Source organism: Candidatus Chloroploca mongolica (genome assembly GCF_004762035.2).
Lineage (GTDB): Bacteria > Chloroflexota > Chloroflexia > Chloroflexales > Chloroflexaceae > Chloroploca > Chloroploca mongolica.
Genome location: NZ_SIJK02000004.1, coordinates 84,791 through 111,069, shown reverse-complemented (window position 1 = coordinate 111,069; position 26,279 = coordinate 84,791). Strand labels below are relative to the sequence as shown.

Here is a 26,279-nt window from a genome sequence, read left to right as displayed (position 1 = left end):
GCGGTGCCCGTCGCCGTGGCGGTGCGTGTTGGTGAAGCGGTTGGCGGAGCAGGGGTAGCCGTAGCCGTTGGGTTGTTGGTGCTCAGTGCAGTCAGGGCCGCATCAAGTTGAATACGCGGCTTGATGATGGTCGGAAAACCAGAGCGTTGAGCAGCAATCGGCTTACCGGTGGTTTGAAGCGTATCCAACAGCGAGGCAACACTTGCGGCGGGGGCGGCCTGCTTCAACACTGCCCAGGCCCCAGCGACATGAGGTGCCGCCATTGAGGTGCCCGAATACCAGGCATAGGTAGTAGCTGGGACGGACGAGAGGGTAAAATGACCTGGAGCAAGTAAACTCAGAAACGAGGCACTATTCGAGAAACTTGCCACCTGATCAACGGGCAGGCCCGAGGAACTGGTCGTCGTTGCACCAACGCTAATTGCCGTCGAGATACAGGCCGGAAACGAGATCGCGTCACTATAACTGGTATTGCCTGAAGCAACGACGGTCGCGATGCCAGCACTGCGCAACGAGTCGATAATTTGCTTCATCGGATCATTATCACACGTCGTCTCGGAGCGGCCACCGCCGAGACTCATATTCACAGCGGCCAGCGCATAGGTCGTGCGTAGGCCATAGACATGTTCAAGCGCCGCCATAAGATCGCTTGACCAGGCCGTGACACAATATGAAGAGTCACACGCAACACGGGAAAAGACCTGAATGGCAATCAGACCTGCCTCAGGGGCGACCCCGGCGACCGTCTGGGGCACGCCACCGATCGTGAGGCTGATCGGCTTACCAGCAACAATGCCAGCCACGTGCGTACCATGTCCACACCCCGTAATGGAAGAAGCGCACGCCTGACCTGAGCCAGGTTGCGTTGAGGAACTGACCCCACCCGGACAGAGGCTCGTCGTTGTGGAGTTCGTGGAAGAGAAACACGCTTCGGCCACAACCTGGTCGGCCAGGAAAGGATGCGTTGTCTGGACACCCGTGTCGAGCACGGCGACAACTTGTCCAGCACCAGTGGCCCCATTCGCCCAGGCCGTCGTCGCACCAATCAGCGCAGTACTCTCATAGAGCGTAGATTGGAGCATCAAATCGGACTGGAGGCGCACAACCTCGGGGGAAGCAGCGAGCACCTGGAGCGCAGCGGCATCAACTTCAAGCGCCATGGCCGGAGTCAAAACATAGCGATGGCGGACGGTAGCAGCGTGCGCGGCAAGCCGGGACTGGACAGCGTCCTGCATCTGTTCAATGCGGCGGCGCTGGTCAGCGACGTCAGCCGCAGTCGTCAACGAGCCTTCGGGAACCGTGGGAACACCAAGCGTCACGATAACCTGCACACTGCCATCAGCCTGGGCGGCTCTGCTCAATTCAGCGAGACGCTTGACAAAGTCAGGATCGCGCTGCGGGGCAACATGGGCGGCATGTGAACCAAACTGCTCAACCAAGCGAGCCTGGGCAGCATCACCAGCGGGAAACTGAACAAGCGTGAGCAGCAGAAGCACAAAGAGAACCAGCGCAAGCAAGGCGTAGCGGCGACGGCGCGGCGAATGCGGTTCCGATGAAATAGCTGGCATCAAGCCCCCCAGGTACGCGGCACAAAGATCCGCTTAAAGATTTCGAGGGCATAGCGATCAGTCATGCCCGCGATATAATCGACGACGGCCCGTTCGATCGGTTCATCGCGTTCCCGATTAATGCGTAGCAAATCAGGGGGAAGTTGTTCAGGATATTTGACAAAGTAGGCATAGAGCGTCTCGATCACAAAGCGAACCTTCTCATCATCAGCCTTCGCCTTCCGGTTCAAATAGACCTCGCGATACATAAACTCGCGCAGCCGGTTGGTGGCCTCGAGAATAGGAGCGCTCATCGCAATCAAGGGAGGATCGGGGGGCGTTCCTTCACCGGTGGCCCACCAATTATGGGCAATCAGGTCACCAACCATCGTATTGAGGCGTTCGCCGTGAGTATGACCAAGGATCTCGAGTAGATCGGCGGGCAAATCCTCTTTATGTAAAACACCAGCGCGAAGAGCATCGTCAATATCGTGGTTGATATAGGCGACGCTATCACAGATCTTAATAATCTGCCCCTCCAGGGTATGGGCGGTACCCCAGGCTGTCATCATGATATCACGGCGCGCTTTGGAGTGGAGATAAATGCCCTCGCGAACATCATAGGTGAGATTGAGGCCACGGCCATCGCGTTCGAGCACCTCGATGATCCGACGCGACTGTTCATTATGGCGGAAGTGGTCGGGGAAGATGCGGGTCAGGGCCGTCTCACCGGCGTGACCAAACGGAGCATGGCCGAGATCGTGGCCCAAACCAATCGCCTCGGTCAGATCCTCATTGAGATGCAAGGCCCGCGCCACCGTCCGCGAGACCTGCGTCACCTCGAGGGTATGAGTCAGGCGGGTACGGTAGTGGTCACCAAGGGGAGCAATGAAGACCTGGGTTTTATGTTTCAAGCGGCGGAACGGCTTCGAATGCAAGATACGATCGCGATCACGTTGAAAAGCCGGACGAATTGGGCATGGAGGTTCAGAATGTTCACGCACCGCCTCGGCGCTGAAAGCCGCCAGAGGCGAAAGCGTCCGGCGTTCAAGTTCTTCTTGATACTCACGTACACGTACAGAGACCATACGCCTTCCATTCTTGGTGGCACGCGATGCCAGTTACGCTGGCACCCCGTGCCAGCAGACCAGGCCTTGCGATAAGGGTAGTTTTTCGTGCAGTCCTTCCGTTATTATTTTACCTCACTACGCAAACGAATCTTTTCTCAATAATGATCATTCCGGTGCTAGAATGATGGTGCAGGCGGAGCAGCCGCCACATCTGATACCTCTCACACACATCCTCTATGGTCAAAGCGGCCTGTGCTGTCCCCCAGCACAGGCCGCTTTCGTTAGCACCAGAGCGCAGCTTTGGGGCCTACGGCCCCGAAGAAACTCGCGTGTGCTGACGCAAACGACCAGCAACGCGGGCCATTTGCGTCAGCACACGCATGGATTTTTCGACGGATCATGTTTCGACAACAACGGTATGCAGGCCAATAAGCTGACCTGTCGATGAGATCCCGATGAGAAAGACATCGGCTTGAAAGCCACCGATGCGACAGGCAACCGGATTAGCAAGACGCTGCCGAAAGACCTCATGCAACGTCGCAAAGCGGGCTGCCTGGGCAAGTTGCTCCGGCGACATCCAGGGTTCGGCACGAGCAGGGGCCGCCAGGAAGGCATCGGCGTCAAGCAAGCGGAGCGGGGCACCATCGGCAAGGATCTGGCACGACTGAGCAGGAGTCAGACCGGAGTGAGCAGGGGGGACAAAAGGGACGAGAGGCGCATCAATCTCACTGGGATAGAGCAAGCCTTCGGCGGCCTGGGCAAGCGCAGCAAGATCAGGATTCGGATAGGGACTGCGGATCAACGGGAGGAAGACCTGGCTGGGAGCAGAACTGGGGCGAGCACCGACTGGTGGATGCGCGAAAGCAAGCGTACAGGTTACCACAACAACCATCCATACAAGAACACGCATAACAACCTCTCTGTGGTGTAGCGCCTGGGCGAACCTGAAGGAGGAACCAGGCAGATGTGAGGCAATGAGGCCGCCAAAGTGAAGGGAAGCTGCACACACTGCATCTACAAGATAGACCGTCGAGAGGGCGGGAAAGGATACGCTGTGCAGGTGCTTGTGAGTGATTTCGTTCTGTGGTATGCTGGCGTTTCCAAACTTCTGGACTGAGGGTCGCCTCGGTTGCGGCTGACACTAGGGTATCCTTGTCATCGATGTAGTTGCTGTTTGAGACAACCCCGATCATCCCTATGCAGATTCCAATTGATGATGCTGAAGCGTTATTAGCGTTGCTGCGCTTACTGCACGAGCAGATTCGTGATGCAGTGGTGGTGGCCTGCGAAGAGTCGGCGGTGGAAGAACTGGCTGGCGTGGCCGAAGATGAGCAGGCCGGCGATACGATCTATGCGATCGACCGGGTGAGTGAGGCGCTGCTCGTGGATTTTTTTGGCGCGTATGTGGCCCCGCGCTGGCCACTGGTCTTGCTCGCCGAGGGCTTGCCGCCCGAGGGCATCACCCTGCCGGTCGGGATATCACCTGACAAGGCCGTGATCCGTGTGCTCGTTGATCCGATTGATGGCACCCGAGGCCTGATGTACCAGAAACGCCCGGCCTGGGTCCTGACTGGCGTGGCCCCCAATCGTGGCCCGGCAACGCGCCTGCGTGACATTGTGCTGGCTGTGCAGACCGAGATCCCCCTGGTCAAGCAGCATCTCTGCGATACACTCTGGGCAACAGCTGGCGGGCCGCTGCACGCGGAACGGTTCAATCGGCTGAGTGGTGAGCGGTGGCCGATCACACTGCGGCCATCACGGGCGACCACGATTGCCCACGGCTTTGCGATGATCAGCCGCTTCTTTCCGGGGGCACGGGAAGAACTTGCGGCGATTGATGAAGCGATGGTACGGGCGGTGCTCGGCCCACCCCAGGCGGGCAAAGCCCAGTGTTTTGAAGATCAGTATATCTGCTCGGGAGGCCAACTCTACGAGTTGATCGCTGGGCACGACCGGTTTGTCGCTGACCTGCGCCCGCTGCTTGACCGATATATGGCTGCCCGCGGCGAGGCCCTGGGCATCTGTTGTCATCCGTACGATCTCTGTACGGCACTGCTTGCCGAACGAGCGGGAGTGCTGCTCACCGATGAGTATGGCAACCCGTTCGATGCCCCTTTCACGCTTGATGCTGACGTGGGCTGGATTGGTTATGCGAATACGGCCATTCGCAGCCAGATCGAACCCGTTCTGCTAGCTGAGTTACATCGACGGCTGAAATCAGGGAGTGCCGACTTCAGTCGGCTTCCGGCTTAGCCGACTGAAGTCGGCACTCCGGTACGCCCAATTCAATGTTTAATAACCGTCAGCCCTCAATGTTCTGGTGAGCGATGCCAACGAAATTGGCATCGCTCACCAGAGGAGTTACCACGTGCCACATGAGTTCGAGCGTTTTCTGCAGGTTATCCGGGCGGAACGAGGTTTTTTTCCCCATGCCGAGCATTCTGTGTATGCGAGCCGTGGCCCCGGGTGGGTTGATCTGATTGGCGGGGCAGCCTTTGATGGCGGAACACTCGCCCTGGGTTGGCCGCTTGGTACGGGCACATTTGTGGCCGTCCAACCACAGAGCGAGCCCGTTATCGAGGTACGGATCCTGCCTGACCCGCACGCAACTGGGGAGGTTCAGACTCGCTCGCGACAACGCAGAAGAGACAAAGATCCCGATCCTTTTGCCGATGTTGCGTCATACAGGGTGCTGTGCCGTCAGTTGGCGACCCTCGATGGTACACCATACAGTTATGGCGAGGGGATAAAGGTTCTAAGCGAATTCCCGGCGATGGTGCAGATCATCGGTGGGATCTGGCTTGCCCTAATGCGTGAAGAGTTTGTGCGTTTTCCTGGCGGGATGCGGGTGCTGGTGCAGCCGCATCCCGGCCCTGGCGCAACGATGGGCCTCGGGGCGGCCATCGCGCAGGCACTTGTCGTGGCGTATCAGGTCCAGCTTCCGCCACGTGAACTGGGTCTGCTGGTTCAGACGGCACTGCATCGGATCAGTGGCGTGAATCCGGGCGTGCTTGGGCCCCTCGTCAGTGTCTGTAGCCACGCTGGGTCACTGCTGCTCGTGCATCAACAACCAGCATGGCTCTGGGGCGACTTGCACCTCCCACCGGGCACAGCACTGTGGGCGGTGGTGATCGAGGATGAACCACCGATGGAACCCCAGCATCAGTTGCAGGCGGCAACGGCGATGGCGTACCATCTCGTCGCTGAGGTGACCGCGACAGCGCCAAGCGACGCGAACAGCTACTGGCGCGGGTATCTGAGCAACCTGGGAACAGCCCGCTATGAAGCACGGGTACGTGCTGCATTGCCGGTGAGTCTGAGTGGAGCCGCGTTTCTGGAACGTGCAGAAGTACCTGCGGGCATATTCATCGATCCAGCAGTCTTCTATCCAGTGCGCGCAGCCGCAGCGCTAGCCGTTGAAGAGCATCTACGCGCACGCATGATCGCTGCGCTGCTACGGGCGGCGGCCAGCAAAACGCAGCGCGACGAGGATCTGCATCTAGCCGGTGAATTGTTGGCACGCTCACACGGCGGCCAGCGTGCAGCAGGCTTGGGCGATCCGCGGGCCGACCGGCTCGTCGAAGCAATTGCGCTCGACGGGGCTAGCCTCGGTCTCTATGGGGCACGGGCAACCGCAGCGGCGTCGGGCGCAAGCCTGGTCGTGCTGGGCCACAGCGATGCTGAGGCTGCACTACAAACCCTGGTTGAGAACGTTGCCGAGGAGTCGGGATTGCAGATGCGCGTGACTGGCGGCACATCATCGGGGGCGCACGCAGCCGGCGTACGCGAGGTATGAGGCGAACAGAGAGCAACCACAAAGCGAGAAGAGCAATGCACACCTACCTACCTGGAGCCAGAACAGACTGGAGGATCAGGCTGCACGTGATATTCATCCTGCTGATGAGTCTACTAACCACTGGATGCAGCAACAATGGGGCGGCTCAGCAGAATATCACAGCGCTGCCTACCGTCGAGGCAACGCTGACACCGACGCGCCTGGTGATGACACCAACGATCGTCGAGACACCAACGCCAACAGCACGTGAACTGATGGCAACCATCCAGGCTGAAGAAGCCCACATGACAGCAACCAACATTGCAGCGCAGCGGCAAGAAGTTGCCCAACAGGTCTTTCGTGACGAATTTGCTGATAATCGCAACGCCTGGTTTACCGGCGTTTTCAATGAAATTGAAACGAACACCATCGAGGATGGTTTTTTCAAAATAGCCTGGACAGCCTCAGGGGCATCGTACGAACTCTTTGAGGTACGCGAGCTGAATAATTTCATTGCCGAACTCGACTGTCGCATTCACGAGGGGCATCGCAAGGGAAGCTGCAGCCTCATTTTTGGTCATCAGGGTGAATTGGGGTTTTACAAATACGAGCTCTTTGAGGATTACTACCGGCTCTTTATCATTCAGAGCAATGCTGAACCAGGGATCCTGGCCGAAGGCGATCCGTCATCGGTCATCAACCCACCTGGGGAACTCAACCAGCTACGCATCATCCGTGAAGGCAACCTCATCCAAATTGAACTGAACAACGTCATGCTCGCCAGGGTCAATGACAACACCTACCCTGGCGGTAAAGTTGGCGTCTCGACCAACTCGTACAGCGACGTTGATAAGGTCGAAGTCTGGTTGGATCGCTTTGCAATCTGGAGCTTGCCGGAGTAAGTGTAGGTTCCTTCGCTAGAAGACCAGCGTAACTGGCCTTGCGGCGAAGGAACGATGCGCAACCTTACAACACCACGCCAATTGCCCGCTGAATATCTTCTTCCTCCTCGATCTTCGCCAACACCTCGGCTGAGGCTGGCTCGTCAAGGGTCAAAACCATCATCGCCTGCTCGCGGGGCGCAAGGCGACCAACATACATACCCGAGATATTGACATCACTGGTGCCAAGCAAGGTACCAACACGGCCGATCATGCCAGGGCGATCGCGGTGATAGGTAAAGAGCAGCGGACCGTGGGGCACAAAATCAACAAAATAGCCGTCAGCCTGAATGATATGTGATTCACCACGTAAGACACTGCCACTGAAACAATGGAGATTATCTGCCGTCTGGACATTGACAACAAGCAGGCCAGTATAACTCTGCGCATCGGGATCAGTGCGCTCGGTGAGGCGCACACCACGCTCGCGGGCAATGAGCGGCGCATTGACGGGCGTAATGCGCATGGGGCTATTGGCTTCGAGCAGACCTTGCAGCACCGCGAGGCGAACCGGGTGGGTATCTACTTCGGCCAATTCACCGCGAAATTCAAGGTCATAGCTGCGCACCGGATCAACAATCATCTGGGAGATCAGGCACCCGAGTTGACGACCGAGGGTCATGTAGGGCTGCAGGACACCCCAAGACTCAGGGGCTACAAACGGTGCATTGACAGCGTAGCGTGGCGTTTCGCCGCCGAGCGCAGCCGCAACACCCTCGGCGACCTCGCTTCCGGCAGAGATCTGGGCTTCGGCGGTTGACGCACCAATATGGGGCACCGTAATGATCTTGGGGTGATGGGTCACCAACGCATCAGGCGCGGGCGGCTCTTGACTAAACACATCAAGCGCAGCGGCGGTCAACTGACCGCTATCAAGCGCTTCCATCAAAGCTGCCTCATCAACAATGCCACCACGGCTAGCATTGATCAAACACGCCCCACGCTTCATGCGCGCAATGCGGCTGGCATCAAAGAGATTGCGGGTAGCATCAACAAGAGGCACATGCAACGAAACAACATCACTTCGAGCCAGCAGATCGTCCATTGAGACTAGTTCGACCCCGATCTGTTCGGCGCGATCGAGCGAGACCACCGGATCATAGGCGAGGATCGTCATCTCGAGGGCACGGGCACGGATGGCGACTTCGGAACCGATCCGCCCGAGGCCAACGAGGCCAAGCGTCTTGCCCCGAACTTCCCAACCAACGAACTTCGTCCGCTCCCACTTGCCACTCTGGAGTGAAGCGTGAGCCTGAGGGATCGAACGGGCAAGGCTGATGAGCAAGCCTATCGCAAGTTCGGCCACGGCGACATTATTGGAAGCAGGCGCATTGACGACAATAATGCCATTGCGGGTCGCCGCCTCAACATCAATATTATCTACACCGGTTCCAGCGCGCCCAATCACCTTCAACTGCTTGCCTGCCGCAATGACCTCGGCGGTCACTTTGGTGGCCGAACGCACGACCAGGGCATCATACTCGGCAACCTGCGCAAGTAGCGCTGCCTTATCAAGATCGAGCTTAACATCAACCTCGCCCGCCCGCCTGAGAACGTCGAGGCCCTCAGCCGCAATCTTCTCTGTGACAAGAATCCGATCCATGAAAGCATTCTCCAGCTATAGACATCAGCCAACACGAAAGAGGCCGATGCGCAAATCAGCCCACACTTTATCATACCAGGGCGAGTTTCAAGCAGATCAACCCGCCTGGTGTGCCTCCAAATAAGGTTAGCCCTGGGCGCGTTGCAACCGCTGCTCAAGCTCTTCACAGATCGCGTGAAGGAGCAGACCGTGGACTTCCTGGATGCGGGCGCTGTTATCACTCGGCACCACGAGGCTATGATCGGCGAGGTTGCGTGCCGAACCGCCATCTTTGCCGAGCAGGGCAAGCGTGATGAGTCCAGACTCGCGGGCCGCACGGAGCGCGGCCAGCAGATTGGGCGAGCCACCAGAGGTACTGAAGATAACCAGCAGATCGCCGGGCCGCCCAAGCGCCTGGATCTGACGGGCAAAGACCTGTTCGTAGCCAAAATCATTGGCGATGCAGGTCAGCGCCCCAACATCAGTATTGAGGCAAATCCCGGCCAGGGGACGCCGATCGCTCCGATAGCGCCCGACCAGTTCTTCGGCGAGGTGAATCGCATCAGCAGCGCTGCCGCCATTACCACATGTAAAGAGCGTCTGCCCGGCCAGCACCGCCTCGGCAATGCGATCAACAAGCGCATCGACCGCCGCTGACTGCGCCGCAAAACGCTGAAGCACGGCAACGAGTTCATCGCATTGATCAGTAAAAGAGCTATGCATCACAAGAGTAACCATACTATACGGCGGTAAGCTCTCCGGCATTGTAGCATAGGTTCAAGCCAGCCACGATGGTAGTGACGACTTCAGCCGGCTGAGCAGGAAGCCGACTGAAGTCGGCACTACCCGTGGTAGTGCCGACTTCAGCCGGCCGCAGCAAGCGCCAACCCCGAAGCTACGCCCGTAAAGACATCCATCTCCTGGAGGCGGTCGGCCCCGAATTTGGTGGTGAGCATTTTGACAAAGCGCGGCACACGTGACGAGCCACCGGTGCGCAAGACGACATCAATATCGTGGGGAAAGAGATCGGCGGCGGCAAGCGCCCGATCAATGCACTGCTCAACGGCCCGCACATCAGGGCCAATCAAGCGGTCAAAATCCCAGCGTGGAATCACTTCATCAAAAGCAATCTCGCCCATATGCATACTGAGCACCGTCTCACGGGCATCACTGAGCCGCACCTTGGCAGATTCGACGGCCTCATAGAGGGGCAAACCATAATTCTGGCGCACAAGAGAGCGTAGCGCACGCAATTCGCGGGGGCGGTCGCCAATCGCAATGGCCTCATCAATAATCTCAAGATAGTGGGGTTGGGTGAGATCGATAATCTGCTGCCACTCGCAGAGATGATCGAGCACGTGGGTAGGGAAGGGCAAGCGACGGGAACCGAGGGTGGCACCTTCGCCAAAATGGGGCAAGAGCCGCCCCATCACCAGGCGCTGATCAAGCAGATCGCCGCCCACAGGCACCCCATCGATCGCCAGAATCTGCCGACTACCGGAACCATCGAGGCGCATCACAGTGACATCGAGCGTCCCGCCGCCAAAGTCAAAGACAAGCACATGCTCGGCACGCCGCACCGTCTGGGCATAAGCAAGCGCCGCGGCCGTCGGTTCTTCGAGGAAGGTCACCTCGGGCAAACCTGCGAGCTTGCAGGCAGCCTGCATACGTTGAAACGCGAGTTCATTGCTAGCCGGATCGAGGCTATAGAAGACCGGACGCCCAATCACCATGCTGGTCACCTGGGTATCCAGCACTGCCTCGGCCCGTTCAAGGATCATGCGCAAGACAATCGCGATCAATTCTTCGAGCGTATACAAGGTACCGAACACATTGGTACGCGAAAAACTGCGGTCGCGTAGCCCTGTCTTGAGCGATTGAAAGAGCCGCCCAGGCGCATTAGCATCAACTTTCACATACAGGGCCTGTTGAATCGTACCAAAATCAGCGAAGGTCACCTCGGCATCGCCAATATACTTCCATTCATACTCAACTTCGCGCCCAACATTGCCCTCGGTAAACCGATTAAGCGCCTCACGACCAAGATAGGCGGCCCCTTCGCGAGTCATAAAGAGCGTCGAGCGCAAAATCCCCGGATTCACATTGACCGGATCAAGCGGCAAGAGCCGTACCTGACTGCCATCATAGATCGCCGCACTCGAATTTGTCGTCCCAAAATCCAGCCCGATACGCATCGCATTCTCCTCATCGAGCGAGGTGTCCAAACGAAGGATACCCGACAGGAAAGGGAGTGTCAATGCGACAATCGACTGAAGTACGAGTGCATATCCTGCAACAGACTGATGCAGACAAACGTCAGATCAGGCATAATGGATAAAGGTTTGCCCATAGCAACCGCTACAAGATTCATGTGGGTGGGTAGGGCAAGGCTCTACAACGCAAGGAGTTATCAGCGATGGCTGCAACAGCCACACCTCGGAAACGGAACCGCAATGGACGGCGCTGGATTATTGCGCTCGTCGTCATCGTGCTGGGCATCGCTGCGCTAACTGGCGTCGTGATGACCTTCCTGAATCAAGGGGCCACACCCGGCACCTTGCCTGCGGGTTGGCAAGAAGTCGAAGTTACCAGCGGAAGCATCACATCGTCGGTACGCGCCACAGGAAATGTCGAGCCACAGGCCGAGGCGCGGGTACGGTTTGAAACCAGTGGCACAGTCGCCGAAATCATGGTGCAACCTGGTGACGTCATTGAAGCCGGTCAGCCACTCGCCCGCATTGACACGACTACGCTTGAGTTGCGCGTGCAACAGGCCCAGGCGGATCTTACGCAGGCCCAGGCCGATCTTGAAGCCCTGCTGACGGGTTCGACTGAAGAAGAGCTTGCCGAGGCGAACGCACGCGTCGAACAGGCTCGGCGCCAGTATGCCCAGGCGGCAGGAAGTGTCAGTGCGGCTGACGTGAGCGCAGCCCGTGCCGAGCTTGAGAGTGCCCAGGCGCGGCTGGCCCGCCTTGAAGCAGGGCCCGCGACCGACGAACTGGCAAGCGCCAACGAACGTGTGCAGAGTGCCCAGACGAATCTCGCCAACGCACGCACAAATCTGAGCGCGGCGAAAGAACGCGCCCGCAACGATCTGGAAACACGCGCCAACGCCTTGCGCAACGTCCAGGATGAGTATAGCCGGATTTACTGGGAAAACCGTGAACTTGAGCGCTTGCCAACGGATCTCCCGCAAGAGCGGCGCGATCGCGAAGAGCAAGCGGCACGCAATGTGACTGATGCAGAAACGGCCTTGCGCAATGCCCAGACGGCCTACGAACAGGCGCAACAAGAAGAGATCAACAGTCTCGCCGCCCGCGAAGCCGAGTTGAACAGTGCCATCGCGGCGCGTGATCGCCTGCTCCGTGGCACTGAAACCGAGACCATCGCCGAAGCCCGCGCCGCCGTGCAACGGGCCCGCGCCCGTGTTGATCAATTGACCGGGGCACAGCGCCGGAGTGAGCTCGCCACACAACAATCGGGCATCGAAATTGCCCAGGCTTCGCTTGATCGACTGCTCGCCGAGCCAAGCAGTGCCGCCCTCGCCGCCCGCGAAGCAGGGCTGATCCGGGCTGAAGTGGCGCTCAAGAGTGCGCAACGTGATCTGGCACAGGGCACCCTGGCAGCCCCCTTTGCCGCAACGGTTGCCCGCATTGATATGCGCGTGGGAGAACCAGCCGACGCATCAGCCGTGATTGCGCTGGCCGATCTGAGCAGCTTTCACGTCGATTTGCCCGTCGATGAACTCGACATTGCCGAAGTACGGCTTGAGCAACGGGCGACGATCGAACTTGATGCCCTTCCTGGTGTACAGCTCGGCGGCGTCGTAACGGCGATTGCACCACTCGCGACACGCAGCGAAACGGGAACCACGACCTACGAAGTCACGGTCACCTTTGACGAGGACAGCCCAGGCGTACGGTCAGGGATGACGACGGTCGTCGCGATCATTACCGAGGAAAAAGAGGACGTTGTCCTTGTTCCACGACGTGCTGTGCGCGCCGAGGGCGGGCAGAGCTTTGTCCTGGTGCCCAATCCTGAGCTTGAGCCGCAACCGACCATTCCGGGGCAACCTGCTGCACTGCCTGGTGATCGCCGACCAGTGACCATTGGCTTGAGCAGCAGTGAATTTGTCGAAATCGTTGAGGGTCTTGCTGCGGGAGAGCGCGTCCTGGTGCAGGATGTTGTGAGCACCTTCAATCCGGCTGGCCCGCCGAATTAAGTCGCTGAGCGCGCGGGCGGGCCGCCCGTGCGCTCAGGAAGGCAACAAACTTCGTTCACAGCCTACGAATTATCCTCACTCTTGTGGTCGCTGGCAACAAGGGTCAACAGGAAGCGATGCCATGACTGATTTGATTGTCGTCAAGAACCTCACCAAAGTGTACCGCATGGGCGACGTCGAGGTTCACGCCCTGCGTGGGGTTTCACTGACCATTCGTGAGGGTGAGATGGTCGCAATTATGGGGCCATCGGGCAGTGGCAAAAGTACCCTAATGAATATCATTGGTTGCCTTGATCAGCCGAGCGATGGCGCATACAACCTCGACGGGGTCAGCGTGGCAGATCTCAACGACAACCAGTTAGCCGAGATACGCAACCAGAAGATCGGCTTTGTCTTTCAGCAGTATATGCTACTCCAACGTACAACCGCGCTGCGCAACGTTGAACTGCCGATGCTCTATGGCGGCAAGGGGGGCAGCCGCCACGAGCGCGCTATGGCGGCACTGGCAGCCGTCGGCATGGACGAACGCATGCACCACAAACCCAACGAGCTTTCGGGTGGGCAACAGCAGCGTGTGGCGATTGCCCGTGCCCTCGTCAACGAACCGCGCATTATCATGGCCGACGAACCCACAGGGGCCCTCGACACCCGCACCGGCGAAGAGATTATGGGCATTTTTCAAAAACTCAACCGCGAACAAGGCATTACGGTGATCCTCGTTACCCATGAACACGATGTTGCCCAACACGCGGAACGCATTATTAGTGTGCGCGACGGGATCATTGCTGGCGACGAACCCGTACAAGGCCGAATTCTCGCGGGGGCAACGGTCGCTGCGGTTGCAACCGAGGCTGAAGCAATGGATGAGGTCGCATCGTGAATCTGATCGAGTCCTTTCGCATCGCTCTGCAGGCTCTGCTCAGCAACAAACTCCGGGCTTTGTTGACGATGCTCGGCATCATTATTGGCGTTGGAGCTGTCATTGGCATGCTGGCGATGGGCAACGGGTTTCAGGGTTTCCTGAATAGTCAGTTTGCACAACTTGGGGCGGGCAACTTCTATGTGGCCCCCTTTATTGATAGCAACCGGATTGATGTGCTCACATCGGCACGTTTGATGGCGAGTGATGCGCAGGCCATCATGCAACCAGGCCGCGCCCCGGCGGTCAGTCAGGTTTCAATCGAGTTCAGTGGCAACGCCCAGGTGAGTGCCGGCGGAGAGCGGCGCACCTACAGCGTACGCGCGGTCAACCCCGAGTGGTTCGAGGTGACCCCTCAGGATCTCGGGCCGGGCCGCCTCTTCACGAGCGGCGAGAACCAGGATCGCGCACGGGTCGCCGTGCTTGGCAGCATTGTGGCTGAACGCATGTTTGGTGATATCAATAGTGCAGTCGGTCAGCGGCTCGATCTCAATGGCGTCGGCTTCGATGTCATCGGAGTCTTGACGACCCCTGAAGGCACCTTCAGTATCGGGGCCGATCCTGCCGAGGCGATCTTCATTCCCTACCATACCGGGGTCGCCCGACTCTATCGGAATCAGGTCAATGATCGTATTGACGTTTCAATTATCACGATCAAAGCCCAGAGTGTGAATGAGGTTGATGAGGCGATTCGTCAGGTGACCGCAGTTCTGCGCGATCAACATCGCCTGACCTATCAGGATAACGATTTTTCGATCATCAACCCCGAACAGATCGCCGCCCAACTCAATAGCGTGATCGGAGCCTTCAACTCTTTTCTCGGGCTCGTGGCCGGTATTTCGCTCGTCGTTGGGGGTATTGGGATTATGAATATCATGCTCGTCAGTGTGACTGAACGCACCCGTGAGATTGGTCTTCGTCGTGCTGTTGGAGCGAAACAGCGTGATATCCTCCTACAATTTTTGATCGAAGCGTTGGTGCTTTGTCTGATCGGAGCAGCAATAGGCACGTTATTAGGCTATGGGTTCTCGTTGGTTGGAACCTTTGTCCTGGTTAGTCTGTTCAATGCCGAAGGCGCTGAAGCTACGGTCAATATGAGCAATATCATGCTGGCAAGCGGCATTGCAGCCATCATCGGCATTATCTTTGGCTTCTTTCCGGCATTACAGGCGTCACGTCTGAACCCGATTGAAGCCCTTCGTACCGAATAGAGACTATGGCGCTTTTAGAATCCTTTCGCATTGCCTGGGGCGCAATGCTTACCCACAAACTACGTTCGTTGTTGACGATGCTTGGCATCATTATCGGTGTCGGGGCGGTGGTCGGCATGCTTGCGATTGGCGAAGGCTACTCACGCTATATTGATGCCGAGTTCAATTCGCTTGGGGTTGGCACATTTTATGTCAATCCATCAGTTGACCGCGACGCCGACGACGAGACCTTGCGGCCACAGTTGACCGCCGCCAACGCGGCTACGCTGATGGAACCGGGGCGAGCGCCAGCGATCGATCTGGTGGTGATCGAACTGAACCGGAACGGGGTTGTGAGTGCGGGAGGCGAACGCTTCCTCTTTGGGGTCAAAGGGGTGACACCCGGTTTCTTTACCATCGGTGCCCAAGAACTTGGTGATGGACGCTACTTTACCGACGAGGAAGATCTCGCGAGCGCACGGGTTGCCGTCATCGGGCAAAATGTCGCTGAAACCCTCTTTGGGGGCATTGAGGGGTCGGTCGGGCAACGCATCACTGTCAACGGGGTACAATTCGAGGTCATCGGGGTCTCGGTCGCGCAACAGAGCCAGATTTCCGGCGCGTTCGGGCGGTTCAGTGACCCAGGCGAACAGGTCTATCTGCCGTATCGCACCGCCCGTGACCGGCTCTTCCGCAACGACGTAACAACACGGGTTGATGTTTCGAGCCTGACGGTACGCGCACGCGATGTCGATCTGATTGATGAGGCGATCCGGCAGGTGACCGAGGTGTTGCGCGAAGAGCATCGGCTGACCTACCAGGCCAACGATTTTCGGATCACTAATCCCGCGCAACTCTCGGCGCAGTTTCAAGCGATCACCGTCGGCTTCAGTGCTTTTCTGGGAACCATCGGGGGGATCTCGCTGCTTGTTGGAGGCATTGGCATCATGAATATTATGCTCGTCAGTGTCGCCCAGCGTACCCGCGAAATTGGCCTGCGCAAGGCAGTCGGGGCCAAACGACGTGATATCCTGCTCCAATTCTTGATCGAAGCGCTGGTACTCTGCCTCGCCGGTGGCGCAATAGGGATCGGCCTGGGGTATCTGCTCTCGTTCGGGGGAACTTTTGTGCTCTACACGATTTCGCAAGACCCCAATATCCGTGCCAGTGTCTCGCTCTTCTCGATCATCCTGGCGACTTCTATCTCGGCGAGCATCGGGATCTTCTTCGGGCTCTTCCCGGCGATCCGTGCGGCGCGGCTTGACCCGATCCGCGCCCTGCGCAATGAGTGAAGAAGATGCCATCGCCCTCTTCCAAGGCCCCTCCAGAGTTGACTCGGCAAGAGCATGTATGCTACCATCGCATATATGAGAATGTGACCTCCATGTCACCCAAAGAAATTGTCATCGGTTTATCCACTCTCAGATAAGCCGACAAAGTAGGCACCATGCTCAGCCCATTGCCCGCTTGGCCCGATGTTTTGCTCTACCCACTGCTCGCGGCGATGCTGCTCTGGGTTGGCTTGACAGTGATCGTGGGCAGTTTGAACCGCCACAGCCCATGGCCGGGGCGGGTTGCGCTCGTTGCGGTGCTGCCATTGCTGGCAATGGCACACCACGAGCTCTGGGTCGTGGCACACGATGCAAGCATTGCCGGAGCCTACCGAGCCTTTGTGGCGGGGACGTTTATCTGGGCCTGGCACGAACTGGCTTTTTATAGCGGGGTCTTAACTGGCCCCTGGCGCAAGCCCTGCCCACCCGAGGCACGCGGCGTCAAACGCTTTGGCTATGCGCTTGGAACTCATCTTTATCACGAACTGGCCGTCCTCGCCGAAGTGGTGTTGATGCTCTGGCTTCTAGGTGGCGGAACAAATACCCTTGGCCTCCTGGTCTTTGGTTTAAGCTGGGCAATGCAACATAGCGCCAAACTCAATGTCTTGCTCGGGGTACCGCGGTTGAATGTCGAACTCTTTCCGCAACATCTGCGTTACCTGGGGAGCTACTGGACACCCCGGGTTCCAAGCGGATTCTTCATTCCCTCGGTCTCGATTGCGACCATGCTTGCCATCATGCTGTGGCTGGCAACATGGGCACACCGCCTCGAACCATCAGGCGTTCGGCTCGCCTTGCTCGCCTCACTGGTGACACTCGGCGCCATCGAGCACTGGATGCTCGCCTTGCCCGCACGACGAACCGTAGCCGTTGCCTCCAGCGTTGATTAACTGGTGATCCCAGATCGCTCACACCTCACCACAAGCGGCTGTAACCGGGCTTGCTATGCTAGCCTGGCTTTCGCTTTTTGCGTATACAGGCGCATTAGAGTATGATGAAAGGCGCAGCGCAAGGAGGGAGGGATGTTCGAGGCGATCTTTACGCCAGAGTCAGTCGCAGTGATCGGGGCGTCGCCCAATCCTGATCGTGTAGGCTATGCCGTCCTCAAGAATATCCTGGATAATGGATATCCTGGTGCGGTCTACCCGATCAATCCACATATCCCCGAGATTCTGGGGTGTCAAGCATATGCAAGCGTGCTGGATGTTCCTGATCCCATTGAACTGGCGGTGCTCGTTGTCCCAACCAGTCAGGTCTTGCCTGTGGTTGATCAATGTGGGCAGAAAGGCGTGCGCGGTCTGGTTGTCATCACCGCTGGCTTCAAAGAGGCCGGCAGTGAAGGCAACGAGCTTGAACGTAAATTGTTGGCCCTGGTGCGTAGCTATGACATGCGCATGATCGGGCCAAATAGCCTCGGCGTGATTGACACGTTCAGCAAACTTAATGCTTCGTTTGCCGGCGTCATGCCCAATCAGGGTAATATTGCCCTGATGTCGCAATCGGGGGCTATCTGCGCGGCGATTCTTGACTGGAGCAAGAATCGCGGTATTGGCTTTTCACGGTTTGTGTCACTCGGCAATAAGACCGATATTAATGAGGTCACGTTGCTGCGAGCGTGGAGTCACGATCCCGAAAGCAAGGTCATTCTGGCCTATCTCGAAGATATTAGCGATGGTGCGTCATTTATCGCGACGGCACGCGAAGTGACCCGTCAGGTGCCCGTGATTGCGATTAAGAGTGGCACAACGGCAGCAGGTTCACGAGCTGCATCATCACATACAGGTTCCCTGGCAGGCTCGGAATACGCCTACGAGGCAGCCTTCGCGCAGAGTGGCATTCTGCGTGCCCGCACGGTGAGCGAGCTCTTTGATCTGGCGTTGATCTTTTCGTATCAGCCCTTGATCCAGGGTAATCGCGTCGCTGTGGTGACCAATTCAGGCGGGATGGGCATTATTGCCGCTGATGCGGTTGAACGCAGTGGCCTGGCGATGGCCCTCTTTGCCCCGGCAACGATCGAGCGGCTGAATCACGATCTGCCCCCTTCGGCAAGTGTCTATAATCCTGTTGATATTCTCGGCGATGCGCGGAGCAATCGCTACCAGACGGCCATCACCGCCGTGCTTGAAGATCCGGGGGTTGATGGCCTAATCATTATGTTAACTCCACAAGCACAGAGTGCGCTCGTTGAGATTGCCGAGACAATTGGTGAGACGGTTGCACGGTACAAGAAGCCAGTTGTGACAAGTTTTATGGGTGGGTATAGCCTCGGGCCAGCGCTCGATGCACTGAGTCGCGCCCATATTCCCAACTATACGTTCCCCGAACGAGCAGTGCAATCCCTTGCCGGCATGCACCACTATTATGAGCGCCGCCGCCGTCCCCAGCGGATCTATCGGACATTCGAGGTCGATCAGGATCAGGTGCGCCAAATTTTTGCCGATGCACGCGAGACGGGGCGCGTTGAATTGAGTGAAGGTGAAGTCCGTGCGGTTCTCTCTGCCTATGGCCTGCGCCTCCCCGAGAGCCACCTCGCAATGTCACCCGAAGAAGCAGTTCAACAGGCTGCCATGCTCGGGTTTCCGGTGGTAATGAAGATCGCCAGCCCCGATATTCTGCTCAAGACCGAGATCGGTGGGGTGAAACTGGGCATTACCGGTGAAGAGGCTGCCCGCGATAGCTTCGAGTTGATCGAGTACCGCACCCGCAAATACTGGCCCGAAGCGCGCGTGCATGGGGTCTTTGTCCAGGAGATGGTTAAACCCGGTCAAGAGTTTTTGATCACCGTCCATCGCGATCCGCAATTTGGCCCCCTCGTTGCCATTGGGCTCGGCGGGATGTATGTCGAAGTGATGAAGGATGTCGCCTATCGGCTCGCCCCGATCAGCGAACAAGATGTTCGTGACCAGATCCGTTCGCTACGCGCCTATCCGCTGCTACGCGGGGCCGGTGGCAATCTGCCGGTTGATGTGCTCGCCGTCGAAGATTGTGTGCTCAGGGTTAGTCAGCTCGTGACCGATTTTACCGAAATTGTTGAACTCGATATTAATCCGCTCGTGATCCATCACGAAGGCGAAGGCGCCGTGGTGCTTGATGCACGGATCTTGATCCAATAAGCGCCCCATTTGCTACTCCCGAAAAGTGAAAAGAGGGTCTATAATAGCAGGAGGAACGACATCTCTCCTGCGGAGGTTTGTATGGCAACGCTCTATGTCGCCTCAACAGAGACGTTTGTGGGCAAAAGCGCTGTCTGTATCGGGTTACTGCGCCGGATGCAGCAGGATGGCTTCAGAATTGGGTATATGAAGCCGGTCAGTGTGTCGGTAGCGCATACCCGCGAGGCAGCCATCGATGAGGATGCAGCCTTTATTCGCGGAACCCTCGGGCTGGAAGCCTCCCTGGAACATATCGCGCCGGTCTTGATTACACCGGGTGTGGTCGAGTCGATTTTGCGTGGGCAGTCGGCAACCTATGCGCGAACGCTCCGTGATGCGTATCTGTCTATTGCACGCGATAAAGATATCGTGGTGCTTGAAGGCACCAATACCTGGTCTGAAGGCGCCCTGGTTGATTTGACCTCTGACCAGGTGACCGATCTGTTGCAGGCCCCAACCCTCCTGGTGACGCGCTATCGCTCGACCCTCAATGTTGATACGATCCTGTCGGTGCAACGGTATGTCGGTGATCGCTTGCTCGGTGTGTTGATCAATCAGATCGAAGAGCCGCATCTCGACTTTGTGCAGAGTCGCGTGATGCCCTTTCTCGAACGACGCGGCATCCCTGTCTTTGGCTTGATGCCACGCGATCCAACCCTCGGCGGTGTGACGGTCAATGAACTGCTCGAACATCTCGGGGGGCAGTTGATTGGGCAACCAGCATGGTGTACCCGAACCGTCGAGGCGTTGATGATCGGGGCGATGGGCGCGGATGCGAGTATTTCGTTTTTCCGCCGCCGCGCCAATAAGGCTGTGATTACCGGCGGTGATCGCAGTGACCTGCAACTCGCTGCACTTGAGACAAGTACGACGGCCCTCGTGTTGACAGGGAATTTCCGCCCCAGTCCCCAGGTGCTCGACCGCGCCAACGAGCGTCAGGTGCCTATTGTGCTTGTCCCTGACGATACCCTGACAACCGTCGACCGGGCTGAGCGGCTCTTTGGGCGCGTGCGCTTTCATCAGGCCGCCAAACTGCAACGTTTTGCCGAATTGCTTGAGGCAAGTTTTGATTTTGACCGTTTGTATGATGCGATGGGAATGAGATTGCGCTGAGGCAAGCCTGGTCACACGGGCTTCTGCGCAGCGTTCTATACGAGTTGCGGGGTCTTTGAGCGTATGGAAGAACAGATTGGGCCGCTGGTCTTTGTGGAAAATCTTGAGTATCCTTATCCTTTTGCGGTGGAACAGCCACCCCGTTTCTGGATGGAGGAGACAACCGGGGCACTGGCAGCGGCGATTGAGGTCTATATGCGCGGTGAGAAACTCGCACCAGCGCAACTTGAGTTGATCCAGATCTATCTGCGTCAGTATCTCGAACGGGCGGTCATCGCTGAAGATGCGATGCGCTCACGCCTGCTTGAGCGTATTGGGCGCGTACGTACTATCGGCGACCTCGAACGCCTGGCTGATAGTCTCTCAGAGGCTGGCGTTGAGCCTTTCTGACGTTATGTATCAGTATGTGTTACGACCGGTGCTCTTTCGTTTGCATCGCGGTGATGCCGAAGGCGCACACGAACGGACGCTTGCGTTGCTCGCAATGGTTGCGCGTCGGCGGATGCTTTTGCACCTGATGCAGCGTTTGTATGCCGATCACCTCCCATCACTGGCACGTACGATTTTCGGGGTGCCTTTTCCCAACCCTGTCGGCCTCGCCGCCGGTATGGATAAAGATGGGGTTGCGTTGCCTGCCTGGGCCGCGCTCGGTTTTGGTTTTGTTGAGGTCGGAACAGTCACTCACCATGCCCAACCCGGTAATCCACGTCCGCGGCTCTTCCGTCTCATCAAAGATGAAGCCATTATCAATCGGATGGGCTTCAATAATCACGGGGCCGATGCGCTTGCCCTACGCCTCAAGCAACTCGGGACGCTCTCTATTCCGCTTGGCATCAGCATTGGCAAGTCGAAACAGACCCCGCTTGAGCACGCAATTGAAGATTATGTCGCCTCTTTCACGGCGCTCTTTCCCTATGCAAGCTATGTTGCGGTCAACGTCAGTTCACCCAATACACCCGGACTACGGAGCCTGCAGGATCGCGCCCAGTTGGATGCGTTGCTCGCCACGCTCACGCACGAGAATCGCCAACTGGCCGCACATGAGGCCAGCCAACCCCGGCCAATCCTGGTCAAGATCGCACCAGATCTGAGTGAGTCGGCCCTTGGTGAAGTGCTAGACGTCTGCGCAACCCACGCGATCAGCGGCGTCATTGCCACGAATACCACCCTGAGCCGCGAGGGCCTGTCTGAGCAAAATGCAGCGCTGCGAGGTGAAACCGGTGGCCTAAGTGGGCGACCACTCGCCGCCAAGGCGCTCGCTGTCGTTCGCTTTATAGCCCGTGAAACCGGGGGTGCTCTGCCGATCATTGGGGTTGGGGGCATTGCCTGTGGCGAGGATGCCCTCCGCATGGTTGAGGCCGGAGCAAGCCTCGTCCAGATCTATACGGGGCTCGTCTATCAGGGTCCGGGATTGCCCCGCCAGATCAAACAGACCCTCGCGAGGAGAGTACGATGAGTGCGCGCAGCATTGAACAACCCATCCTTGTAGCGCTGGATGTAGCGACGATCGAAACGGCCCTCAATCTAGTCGGCCTGCTTCAACCATATGTTGGCGGTTTCAAGGTGGGGCTCGAACTCTGCACTGCGCTAGGCACCCCACAGGTTGTCGAAGCTGTGGGCAAGGCGGGGGGCGCACTCTTTCTTGATCTGAAACTCCACGATATCCCAAACACCGTGGCAGCAAGTGTGCGCGCCGTCTGTGAACTGGGCTCAGCCGTGCGCATGCTCACCTTGCACTGCCAGGGCGGGGCCGCTATGCTGCGAGCCGCCGTCGCTGCGGCCCACGCCGCGCCCCAACGCCCGCTCTTGCTTGGCGTCACGGTGCTGACGAGCATTGATGGAGAGGCACTGCACAATGAACTCGGCGTTGGGGCCGACCTCGAAACCCATGTTGTCCATCTCGCACGCCTCGCGCAAGCGTGTGGGCTCGACGGAGTCGTCGCTTCACCGCACGAAGTCGCAGCAATTCGTGCAGCCTGTGGCCCCGAGTTACTGATTGTGACCCCAGGCGTACGCCCGACCTGGGCTGCACGCGATGACCAACGTCGCGTGATGACGCCTACCGAGGCCATTGCAGCCGGAGCTGACTATCTCGTGGTGGGACGACCAATCACGGCAGCAGATGATCCTGTCGCCGCTGCCGCCCGTATCGTCACTGAACTCGCCCGTTGAACAAAGAAACGATAGCTTATGGAACAGGATCTTCTCGTCACCCTCGCCGAGGTCGGTGCTTTGATCACCAATGACCACCTGGTCTATACCTCGGGCCGCCACGGCAGCAGTTATGTCAACAAAGACGCGCTCTATCCGCATACGGGGGCAACGAGCGCCGTGTGTGCGCGGCTGGCGCACCATTTTGCGGGCGCAGCGATTGATGTGGTAGCCGGGCCAACCGTCGGTGGCGTCATTATGGCCCAGTGGACGGCGCATCATCTGAGCAGGCTAAACAACCGCGATATCCTGGCGGTCTATGCCGAGGAAGAAGTGAGCGGAGCAAGCAAACAACGGAGTTTTCGTCGGGGGTACGATGATCTCATTCGCGCTCAGCGGATACTGGTCGTCGAAGATATCCTGACGACCGGTGGCTCGGTACGCATGGTGATCGAGGCGGTCAGGGCCGTCGGTGGCACCGTCGTAGGCGTCGGAGCACTCTGCAATCGCGGGGGCATCACTGCCGCCGCCATTGATGCACCCGACCTCTTTTGCCTAACGAGCGTACCACTTGAGAGTTTTGACGCTGAGGCATGCCCGCTCTGCGCAGCAGGCCAACCCATCAATACACGCCTCGGCAAAGGTGCCGCGTTCCTTGCCAACCAGCACGTAGCGCACGTGGAGCAACCAGAAAGTTTTAAGGTTGAATAACACAGGCACATATGGATAAAAGCTATGGCGGGTAAAAGAGAAAAGCCAACCCAGGAAGCACATGAACATCATCGCTTCGATCAAGACCGGGGGCCGCCACTCTGGCATCAAGCTCTCTGGATAGGAGGCATCTACTTTGTGGTCTCCTTTGCCTGGATCATACTCTCAGACTGGATCCTGCTCCGTTTGGTGCTGAACGAACAGACCCTGATTCAGGTCAGCATGCTCAAAGGGCTCGGCTTCATTAGCATCACGACCATTCTGATCACCTTCCTCGCCCTACGCCTTACCAGAACGATCAAACAGACCACACGTCTCTACGAACTGCTCTTTGCGGTCAATCGGGCGATCATCTACGAACGCAATCCGACCACGATTGCACAACAAGCATGTCGCATTGCCGCCGAACGGGGCGGCTTTCAACTGGCGTGGGTTGCACTGATCGATGGTGAAACCAGCCGCATCTACCCACTCGCGGCCTGGGGGCGAACAGCGTTTCTCGATCAACTCGTCCTTGACACAACCGATGATGCGCATATGACAAGCCCCCTTGGGATGGCGTTACGCAGTGGTGAACCTCGCATTTGTGTTGATGTCCAGACAGCCGACTACATGGCGCTCTGGCGAACGCGGTACGAAGCCCATGGCCTGCGGTCATCAGCAGCCTTTCCGTTATGGGTCGAGGAGAAGATCGTCGGGGCCTTCTGCTGTTATGTCGACCAGCCACGTACCTTTAGCCCGGAGGAACTAAGCCTGCTCACGGTCTTTGCCGATGACCTGGCCTTTGCCATCGAGTCAGCCTACCGCGAGCGCGAGCGACGCAATGCCGTCGAAGCCCTGGAAAGGAGTGAGCGGCGCTTCCGCACCCTGGCCGAATATGCACCTGACGCCATCTATCGTCTTAGTCTGCATCCTCACCGCTTCACCGAATATATCAGCCCTGCCATCAGTAGCATCACCGGCTATACACCGGAAGACTATTACCGCGACCCTAACCTCTGCATAGACATTGTGCATCCCGACGACCGCCCCCACTTCGAGGCAATGCTGAATAGTCAGGCGCGCACAGATGGCCCGCTGACCTTGCGCTGGTTACACAAAAATGGCGCGATCATCTGGATCGAACAGCATCATACACGGATCTACGATAAGCAAGGACATTTCGCGGCGCTTGAAGGCGTCGCCCGCGACATCACCGCCCGCATCGAGGCCCAGGCGATCCTCGAGCGCTATCGGTTGCTCTCGGAAAACATGCACGATATTGTGCTCTTTGTGCGCAAAGCCGATCGACGAATCATCGAAGCCAACGCAGCCGCAGAAGAAGTGTATGGCTACAGTCGCACCAGGTTGCTGCAATGCACCCTCGACGACCTGCGTGCTCCGAGTACGCGTCCAACCCTTGGAGGCCAGTTGGCCGCCGCCGCCTCAGCTGGGCTCATCTTTGAAACAGAGCATCAGCGCTCTGATGGTTCAACCTTTCCCGTTGAGGTGAGCACCACGAGCATGAGGTACGGAGGCGAATCGGTGCTGCTCAGCGTCATTCGTGACCTGAGTCAACGTCGCGCCGCTGAAGCCCAGATCCGGCTTCAGGGCGAAGTGCTGGCGGCGGTCGCCAACGCGATTGTGATTACCGATACGAAGGGAACCATCCAATGGGTGAACCCTGCCTTTACAACGCTGACCGGCTACCCCGCCGAAGAAGTGTTGGGCCAGAATCCCAGAATTTTCTCGTCAGGGCATCAAGATGCCTCATTCTATGCTCAGCTCTGGGCAACGATTCTCGACGGCACGGTCTGGCAGGGTGAAACCATCAATCGGCGGCGTGACGGCACGATTTATGCCGAAGAGCAGGTCATTACCCCAGTACAGATGCATGGCAATGGCATCACCCATTTTGTGGCGATCAAGCAGGATATCACCGAACGCAAAGAAGCAGAAGCGGCGTTACGTACCGCTCACGATGCCTTGATCGCATCATACGATAGCACGCTGGCAGGCTGGTCACAGGCGCTCGACCTCCGTGACCGCGAGACCGAAGGCCATAGCAGTCGCGTGACCCTGCTGACCCTCCAACTCGCCCAGGCACTCGGGTTCAATGAAGAAGAGTTGGAGCATGTGCGCCGCGGGGCGCTCTTGCACGATATTGGCAAGATTGGCATTCCCGATGCTATCCTGCACAAACCCGGGCCACTGACCGACCACGAATGGCAGATCATGCGCCGCCATCCTGAATATGCCTATCAACTCTTGCAACCAATCGCTTTTCTGAGGCCCGCCCTCGCGATCCCCTACTGCCATCACGAACACTGGGACGGCAGCGGCTATCCACGAGGACTGAAGGGTGACGAGATTCCCCTGGCGGCACGCATCTTTACCATTGTTGATGTCTGGGATGCCCTCACGTCAGATCGACCCTATCGCGCAGCCTTGAGCCACCAGGCAGTCCGTGAGTATATTGAGGCTCAGGCAGGCAGCATGTTTGATCCGTGGGTCGTCAAGACCTTCCTGGCGATGCTTGATCAAGCCGGGGCACCAGTTATGGTACACTAAGATGGTTGTAAGTCGTTCCTGGCCG

The 26,279-nt window shown here is 57.9% G+C and carries 21 protein-coding genes; 15 read left to right on the top strand and 6 right to left on the bottom strand.

Annotated elements, in window-relative coordinates:
• The 3 genes from EYB53_RS03625 to EYB53_RS03615 form a co-directional block, all read right to left on the bottom strand.
• Positions 1–1,568 (bottom strand): S8 family peptidase (locus EYB53_RS03625; RefSeq protein WP_135476934.1); only part of this gene is annotated, 1,568 nt, incomplete at its 3' end.
• Positions 1,568–2,635 (bottom strand): deoxyguanosinetriphosphate triphosphohydrolase, encoded by a 1,068-nt coding sequence (locus tag EYB53_RS03620; protein ID WP_135476842.1) that lies wholly within the window; start codon positions 2,633–2,635, stop codon positions 1,568–1,570. The genes EYB53_RS03625 and EYB53_RS03620, both read right to left, overlap by 1 nt.
• Before the next feature lie 379 nt (positions 2,636–3,014).
• Positions 3,015–3,527 carry a nuclease A inhibitor family protein gene (locus tag EYB53_RS03615; RefSeq protein WP_135476839.1) on the bottom strand — a complete coding sequence of 171 codons (513 nt, stop codon included), beginning with the start codon at positions 3,525–3,527 and terminating at the stop codon, positions 3,015–3,017.
• A 287-nt stretch (positions 3,528–3,814) separates the two neighbouring features.
• Here EYB53_RS03615 and EYB53_RS03610 point away from each other — a divergent pair, with 287 nt between their 5' ends.
• From EYB53_RS03610 to EYB53_RS03600, 3 genes are all read left to right on the top strand, one after another.
• Positions 3,815–4,870 (top strand): inositol monophosphatase, encoded by a 1,056-nt coding sequence (locus EYB53_RS03610; protein WP_135476837.1) that lies wholly within the window; start codon positions 3,815–3,817, stop codon positions 4,868–4,870.
• A 115-nt stretch (positions 4,871–4,985) separates the two neighbouring features.
• Complete coding sequence (locus EYB53_RS03605) at positions 4,986–6,413, top strand: hypothetical protein (protein ID WP_135476835.1); 1,428 nt, start codon at positions 4,986–4,988, stop codon at positions 6,411–6,413.
• Between the two features lie 86 nt (positions 6,414–6,499).
• Complete coding sequence (locus EYB53_RS03600; RefSeq protein WP_135476833.1) at positions 6,500–7,294, top strand: LamG domain-containing protein; 795 nt, start codon at positions 6,500–6,502, stop codon at positions 7,292–7,294.
• 64 nt (positions 7,295–7,358) lie between these two features.
• Here EYB53_RS03600 and serA read toward each other — a convergent pair whose 3' ends face one another.
• The 3 genes from serA to EYB53_RS03585 form a co-directional block, all read right to left on the bottom strand.
• Positions 7,359–8,936 carry a phosphoglycerate dehydrogenase gene (serA, locus tag EYB53_RS03595; protein WP_135476831.1) on the bottom strand — a complete coding sequence of 526 codons (1,578 nt, stop codon included), beginning with the start codon at positions 8,934–8,936 and terminating at the stop codon, positions 7,359–7,361.
• A 126-nt stretch (positions 8,937–9,062) separates the two neighbouring features.
• A complete protein-coding gene (locus EYB53_RS03590; protein ID WP_135476829.1) occupies positions 9,063–9,638 on the bottom strand; it encodes a D-sedoheptulose-7-phosphate isomerase in 576 nt (191 codons plus the stop codon).
• Between the two features lie 140 nt (positions 9,639–9,778).
• Positions 9,779–11,110: an Hsp70 family protein gene (locus EYB53_RS03585; RefSeq protein ID WP_135476826.1), complete on the bottom strand. Its 1,332-nt coding sequence runs from the start codon at positions 11,108–11,110 to the stop codon at positions 9,779–9,781.
• 221 nt (positions 11,111–11,331) lie between these two features.
• Between EYB53_RS03585 and EYB53_RS03580 the strand changes: the two genes are divergently transcribed.
• The 12 genes from EYB53_RS03580 to EYB53_RS03525 all read left to right on the top strand — a co-directional run bounded on the left by EYB53_RS03580 (position 11,332) and on the right by EYB53_RS03525 (position 26,254).
• Positions 11,332–13,137, top strand: a complete 1,806-nt coding sequence (locus tag EYB53_RS03580; protein WP_135476824.1) for an efflux RND transporter periplasmic adaptor subunit — start codon at positions 11,332–11,334, stop codon at positions 13,135–13,137.
• Positions 13,138–13,258: 121 nt separating this feature from the next.
• Positions 13,259–14,017 (top strand): ABC transporter ATP-binding protein, encoded by a 759-nt coding sequence (locus EYB53_RS03575; protein WP_135476822.1) that lies wholly within the window; start codon positions 13,259–13,261, stop codon positions 14,015–14,017.
• Positions 14,014–15,267 (top strand): ABC transporter permease, encoded by a 1,254-nt coding sequence (locus EYB53_RS03570; RefSeq protein ID WP_135476820.1) that lies wholly within the window; start codon positions 14,014–14,016, stop codon positions 15,265–15,267. Before EYB53_RS03575 ends, EYB53_RS03570 begins: the two co-directional genes overlap by 4 nt.
• Positions 15,268–15,272: 5 nt before the next feature.
• The gene (locus EYB53_RS03565) at positions 15,273–16,538 is read left to right on the top strand and encodes an ABC transporter permease (protein WP_135476818.1); all 1,266 of its coding nucleotides are present in this window, start codon (positions 15,273–15,275) and stop codon (positions 16,536–16,538) included.
• 155 nt (positions 16,539–16,693) lie between these two features.
• The gene (gene puhE, locus EYB53_RS03560; protein WP_135476816.1) at positions 16,694–17,467 is read left to right on the top strand and encodes a putative photosynthetic complex assembly protein PuhE; all 774 of its coding nucleotides are present in this window, start codon (positions 16,694–16,696) and stop codon (positions 17,465–17,467) included.
• Between the two features lie 132 nt (positions 17,468–17,599).
• Positions 17,600–19,690 carry an acetate--CoA ligase alpha subunit gene (gene acs, locus EYB53_RS03555; RefSeq protein ID WP_135476814.1) on the top strand — a complete coding sequence of 697 codons (2,091 nt, stop codon included), beginning with the start codon at positions 17,600–17,602 and terminating at the stop codon, positions 19,688–19,690.
• An 81-nt stretch (positions 19,691–19,771) separates the two neighbouring features.
• Positions 19,772–20,842, top strand: a complete 1,071-nt coding sequence (locus EYB53_RS03550) for a phosphotransacetylase family protein (RefSeq protein WP_135476812.1) — start codon at positions 19,772–19,774, stop codon at positions 20,840–20,842.
• Positions 20,843–20,905: 63 nt separating this feature from the next.
• Positions 20,906–21,232, top strand: coding sequence for a hypothetical protein (locus EYB53_RS03545; protein ID WP_135476810.1), 327 nt, complete (start codon positions 20,906–20,908; stop codon positions 21,230–21,232).
• 4 nt (positions 21,233–21,236) lie between these two features.
• Positions 21,237–22,298 (top strand): quinone-dependent dihydroorotate dehydrogenase, encoded by a 1,062-nt coding sequence (locus EYB53_RS03540; protein WP_135476808.1) that lies wholly within the window; start codon positions 21,237–21,239, stop codon positions 22,296–22,298.
• Positions 22,295–23,014, top strand: coding sequence for an orotidine-5'-phosphate decarboxylase (gene pyrF, locus EYB53_RS03535; protein ID WP_135476806.1), 720 nt, complete (start codon positions 22,295–22,297; stop codon positions 23,012–23,014). Before EYB53_RS03540 ends, pyrF begins: the two co-directional genes overlap by 4 nt.
• 18 nt (positions 23,015–23,032) lie before the next feature.
• Complete coding sequence (locus EYB53_RS03530) at positions 23,033–23,704, top strand: phosphoribosyltransferase family protein (RefSeq protein ID WP_135476804.1); 672 nt, start codon at positions 23,033–23,035, stop codon at positions 23,702–23,704.
• Positions 23,705–23,728: 24 nt separating this feature from the next.
• The gene (locus EYB53_RS03525; protein ID WP_135476802.1) at positions 23,729–26,254 is read left to right on the top strand and encodes a PAS domain S-box protein; all 2,526 of its coding nucleotides are present in this window, start codon (positions 23,729–23,731) and stop codon (positions 26,252–26,254) included.
• The last annotated feature ends 25 nt before the right edge of the window (positions 26,255–26,279 follow it).

Excerpts from the sequence above, each read along its gene's own strand:
- EYB53_RS03620 (WP_135476842.1), bottom strand. The coding sequence starts at position 2,635 with ATGGTCTCTGTACGTGTACGTGAGTATCAAGAAGAACTTGAACGCCGG.
- EYB53_RS03615 (WP_135476839.1), bottom strand. The coding sequence starts at position 3,527 with ATGCGTGTTCTTGTATGGATGGTTGTTGTGGTAACCTGTACGCTTGCT.
- EYB53_RS03610 (WP_135476837.1), top strand. The coding sequence starts at position 3,815 with ATGCAGATTCCAATTGATGATGCTGAAGCGTTATTAGCGTTGCTGCGC.
- serA (WP_135476831.1), bottom strand. The coding sequence starts at position 8,936 with ATGGATCGGATTCTTGTCACAGAGAAGATTGCGGCTGAGGGCCTCGAC.
- EYB53_RS03590 (WP_135476829.1), bottom strand. The coding sequence starts at position 9,638 with ATGCATAGCTCTTTTACTGATCAATGCGATGAACTCGTTGCCGTGCTT.
- EYB53_RS03585 (WP_135476826.1), bottom strand. The coding sequence starts at position 11,110 with ATGCGTATCGGGCTGGATTTTGGGACGACAAATTCGAGTGCGGCGATC.
- EYB53_RS03580 (WP_135476824.1), top strand. The coding sequence starts at position 11,332 with ATGGCTGCAACAGCCACACCTCGGAAACGGAACCGCAATGGACGGCGC.
- EYB53_RS03575 (WP_135476822.1), top strand. The coding sequence starts at position 13,259 with ATGACTGATTTGATTGTCGTCAAGAACCTCACCAAAGTGTACCGCATG.
- EYB53_RS03565 (WP_135476818.1), top strand. The coding sequence starts at position 15,273 with ATGGCGCTTTTAGAATCCTTTCGCATTGCCTGGGGCGCAATGCTTACC.
- puhE (WP_135476816.1), top strand. The coding sequence starts at position 16,694 with ATGCTCAGCCCATTGCCCGCTTGGCCCGATGTTTTGCTCTACCCACTG.
- acs (WP_135476814.1), top strand. The coding sequence starts at position 17,600 with ATGTTCGAGGCGATCTTTACGCCAGAGTCAGTCGCAGTGATCGGGGCG.
- EYB53_RS03550 (WP_135476812.1), top strand. The coding sequence starts at position 19,772 with ATGGCAACGCTCTATGTCGCCTCAACAGAGACGTTTGTGGGCAAAAGC.
- EYB53_RS03545 (WP_135476810.1), top strand. The coding sequence starts at position 20,906 with ATGGAAGAACAGATTGGGCCGCTGGTCTTTGTGGAAAATCTTGAGTAT.
- EYB53_RS03540 (WP_135476808.1), top strand. The coding sequence starts at position 21,237 with ATGTATCAGTATGTGTTACGACCGGTGCTCTTTCGTTTGCATCGCGGT.
- pyrF (WP_135476806.1), top strand. The coding sequence starts at position 22,295 with ATGAGTGCGCGCAGCATTGAACAACCCATCCTTGTAGCGCTGGATGTA.
- EYB53_RS03530 (WP_135476804.1), top strand. The coding sequence starts at position 23,033 with ATGGAACAGGATCTTCTCGTCACCCTCGCCGAGGTCGGTGCTTTGATC.
- EYB53_RS03525 (WP_135476802.1), top strand. The coding sequence starts at position 23,729 with ATGGCGGGTAAAAGAGAAAAGCCAACCCAGGAAGCACATGAACATCAT.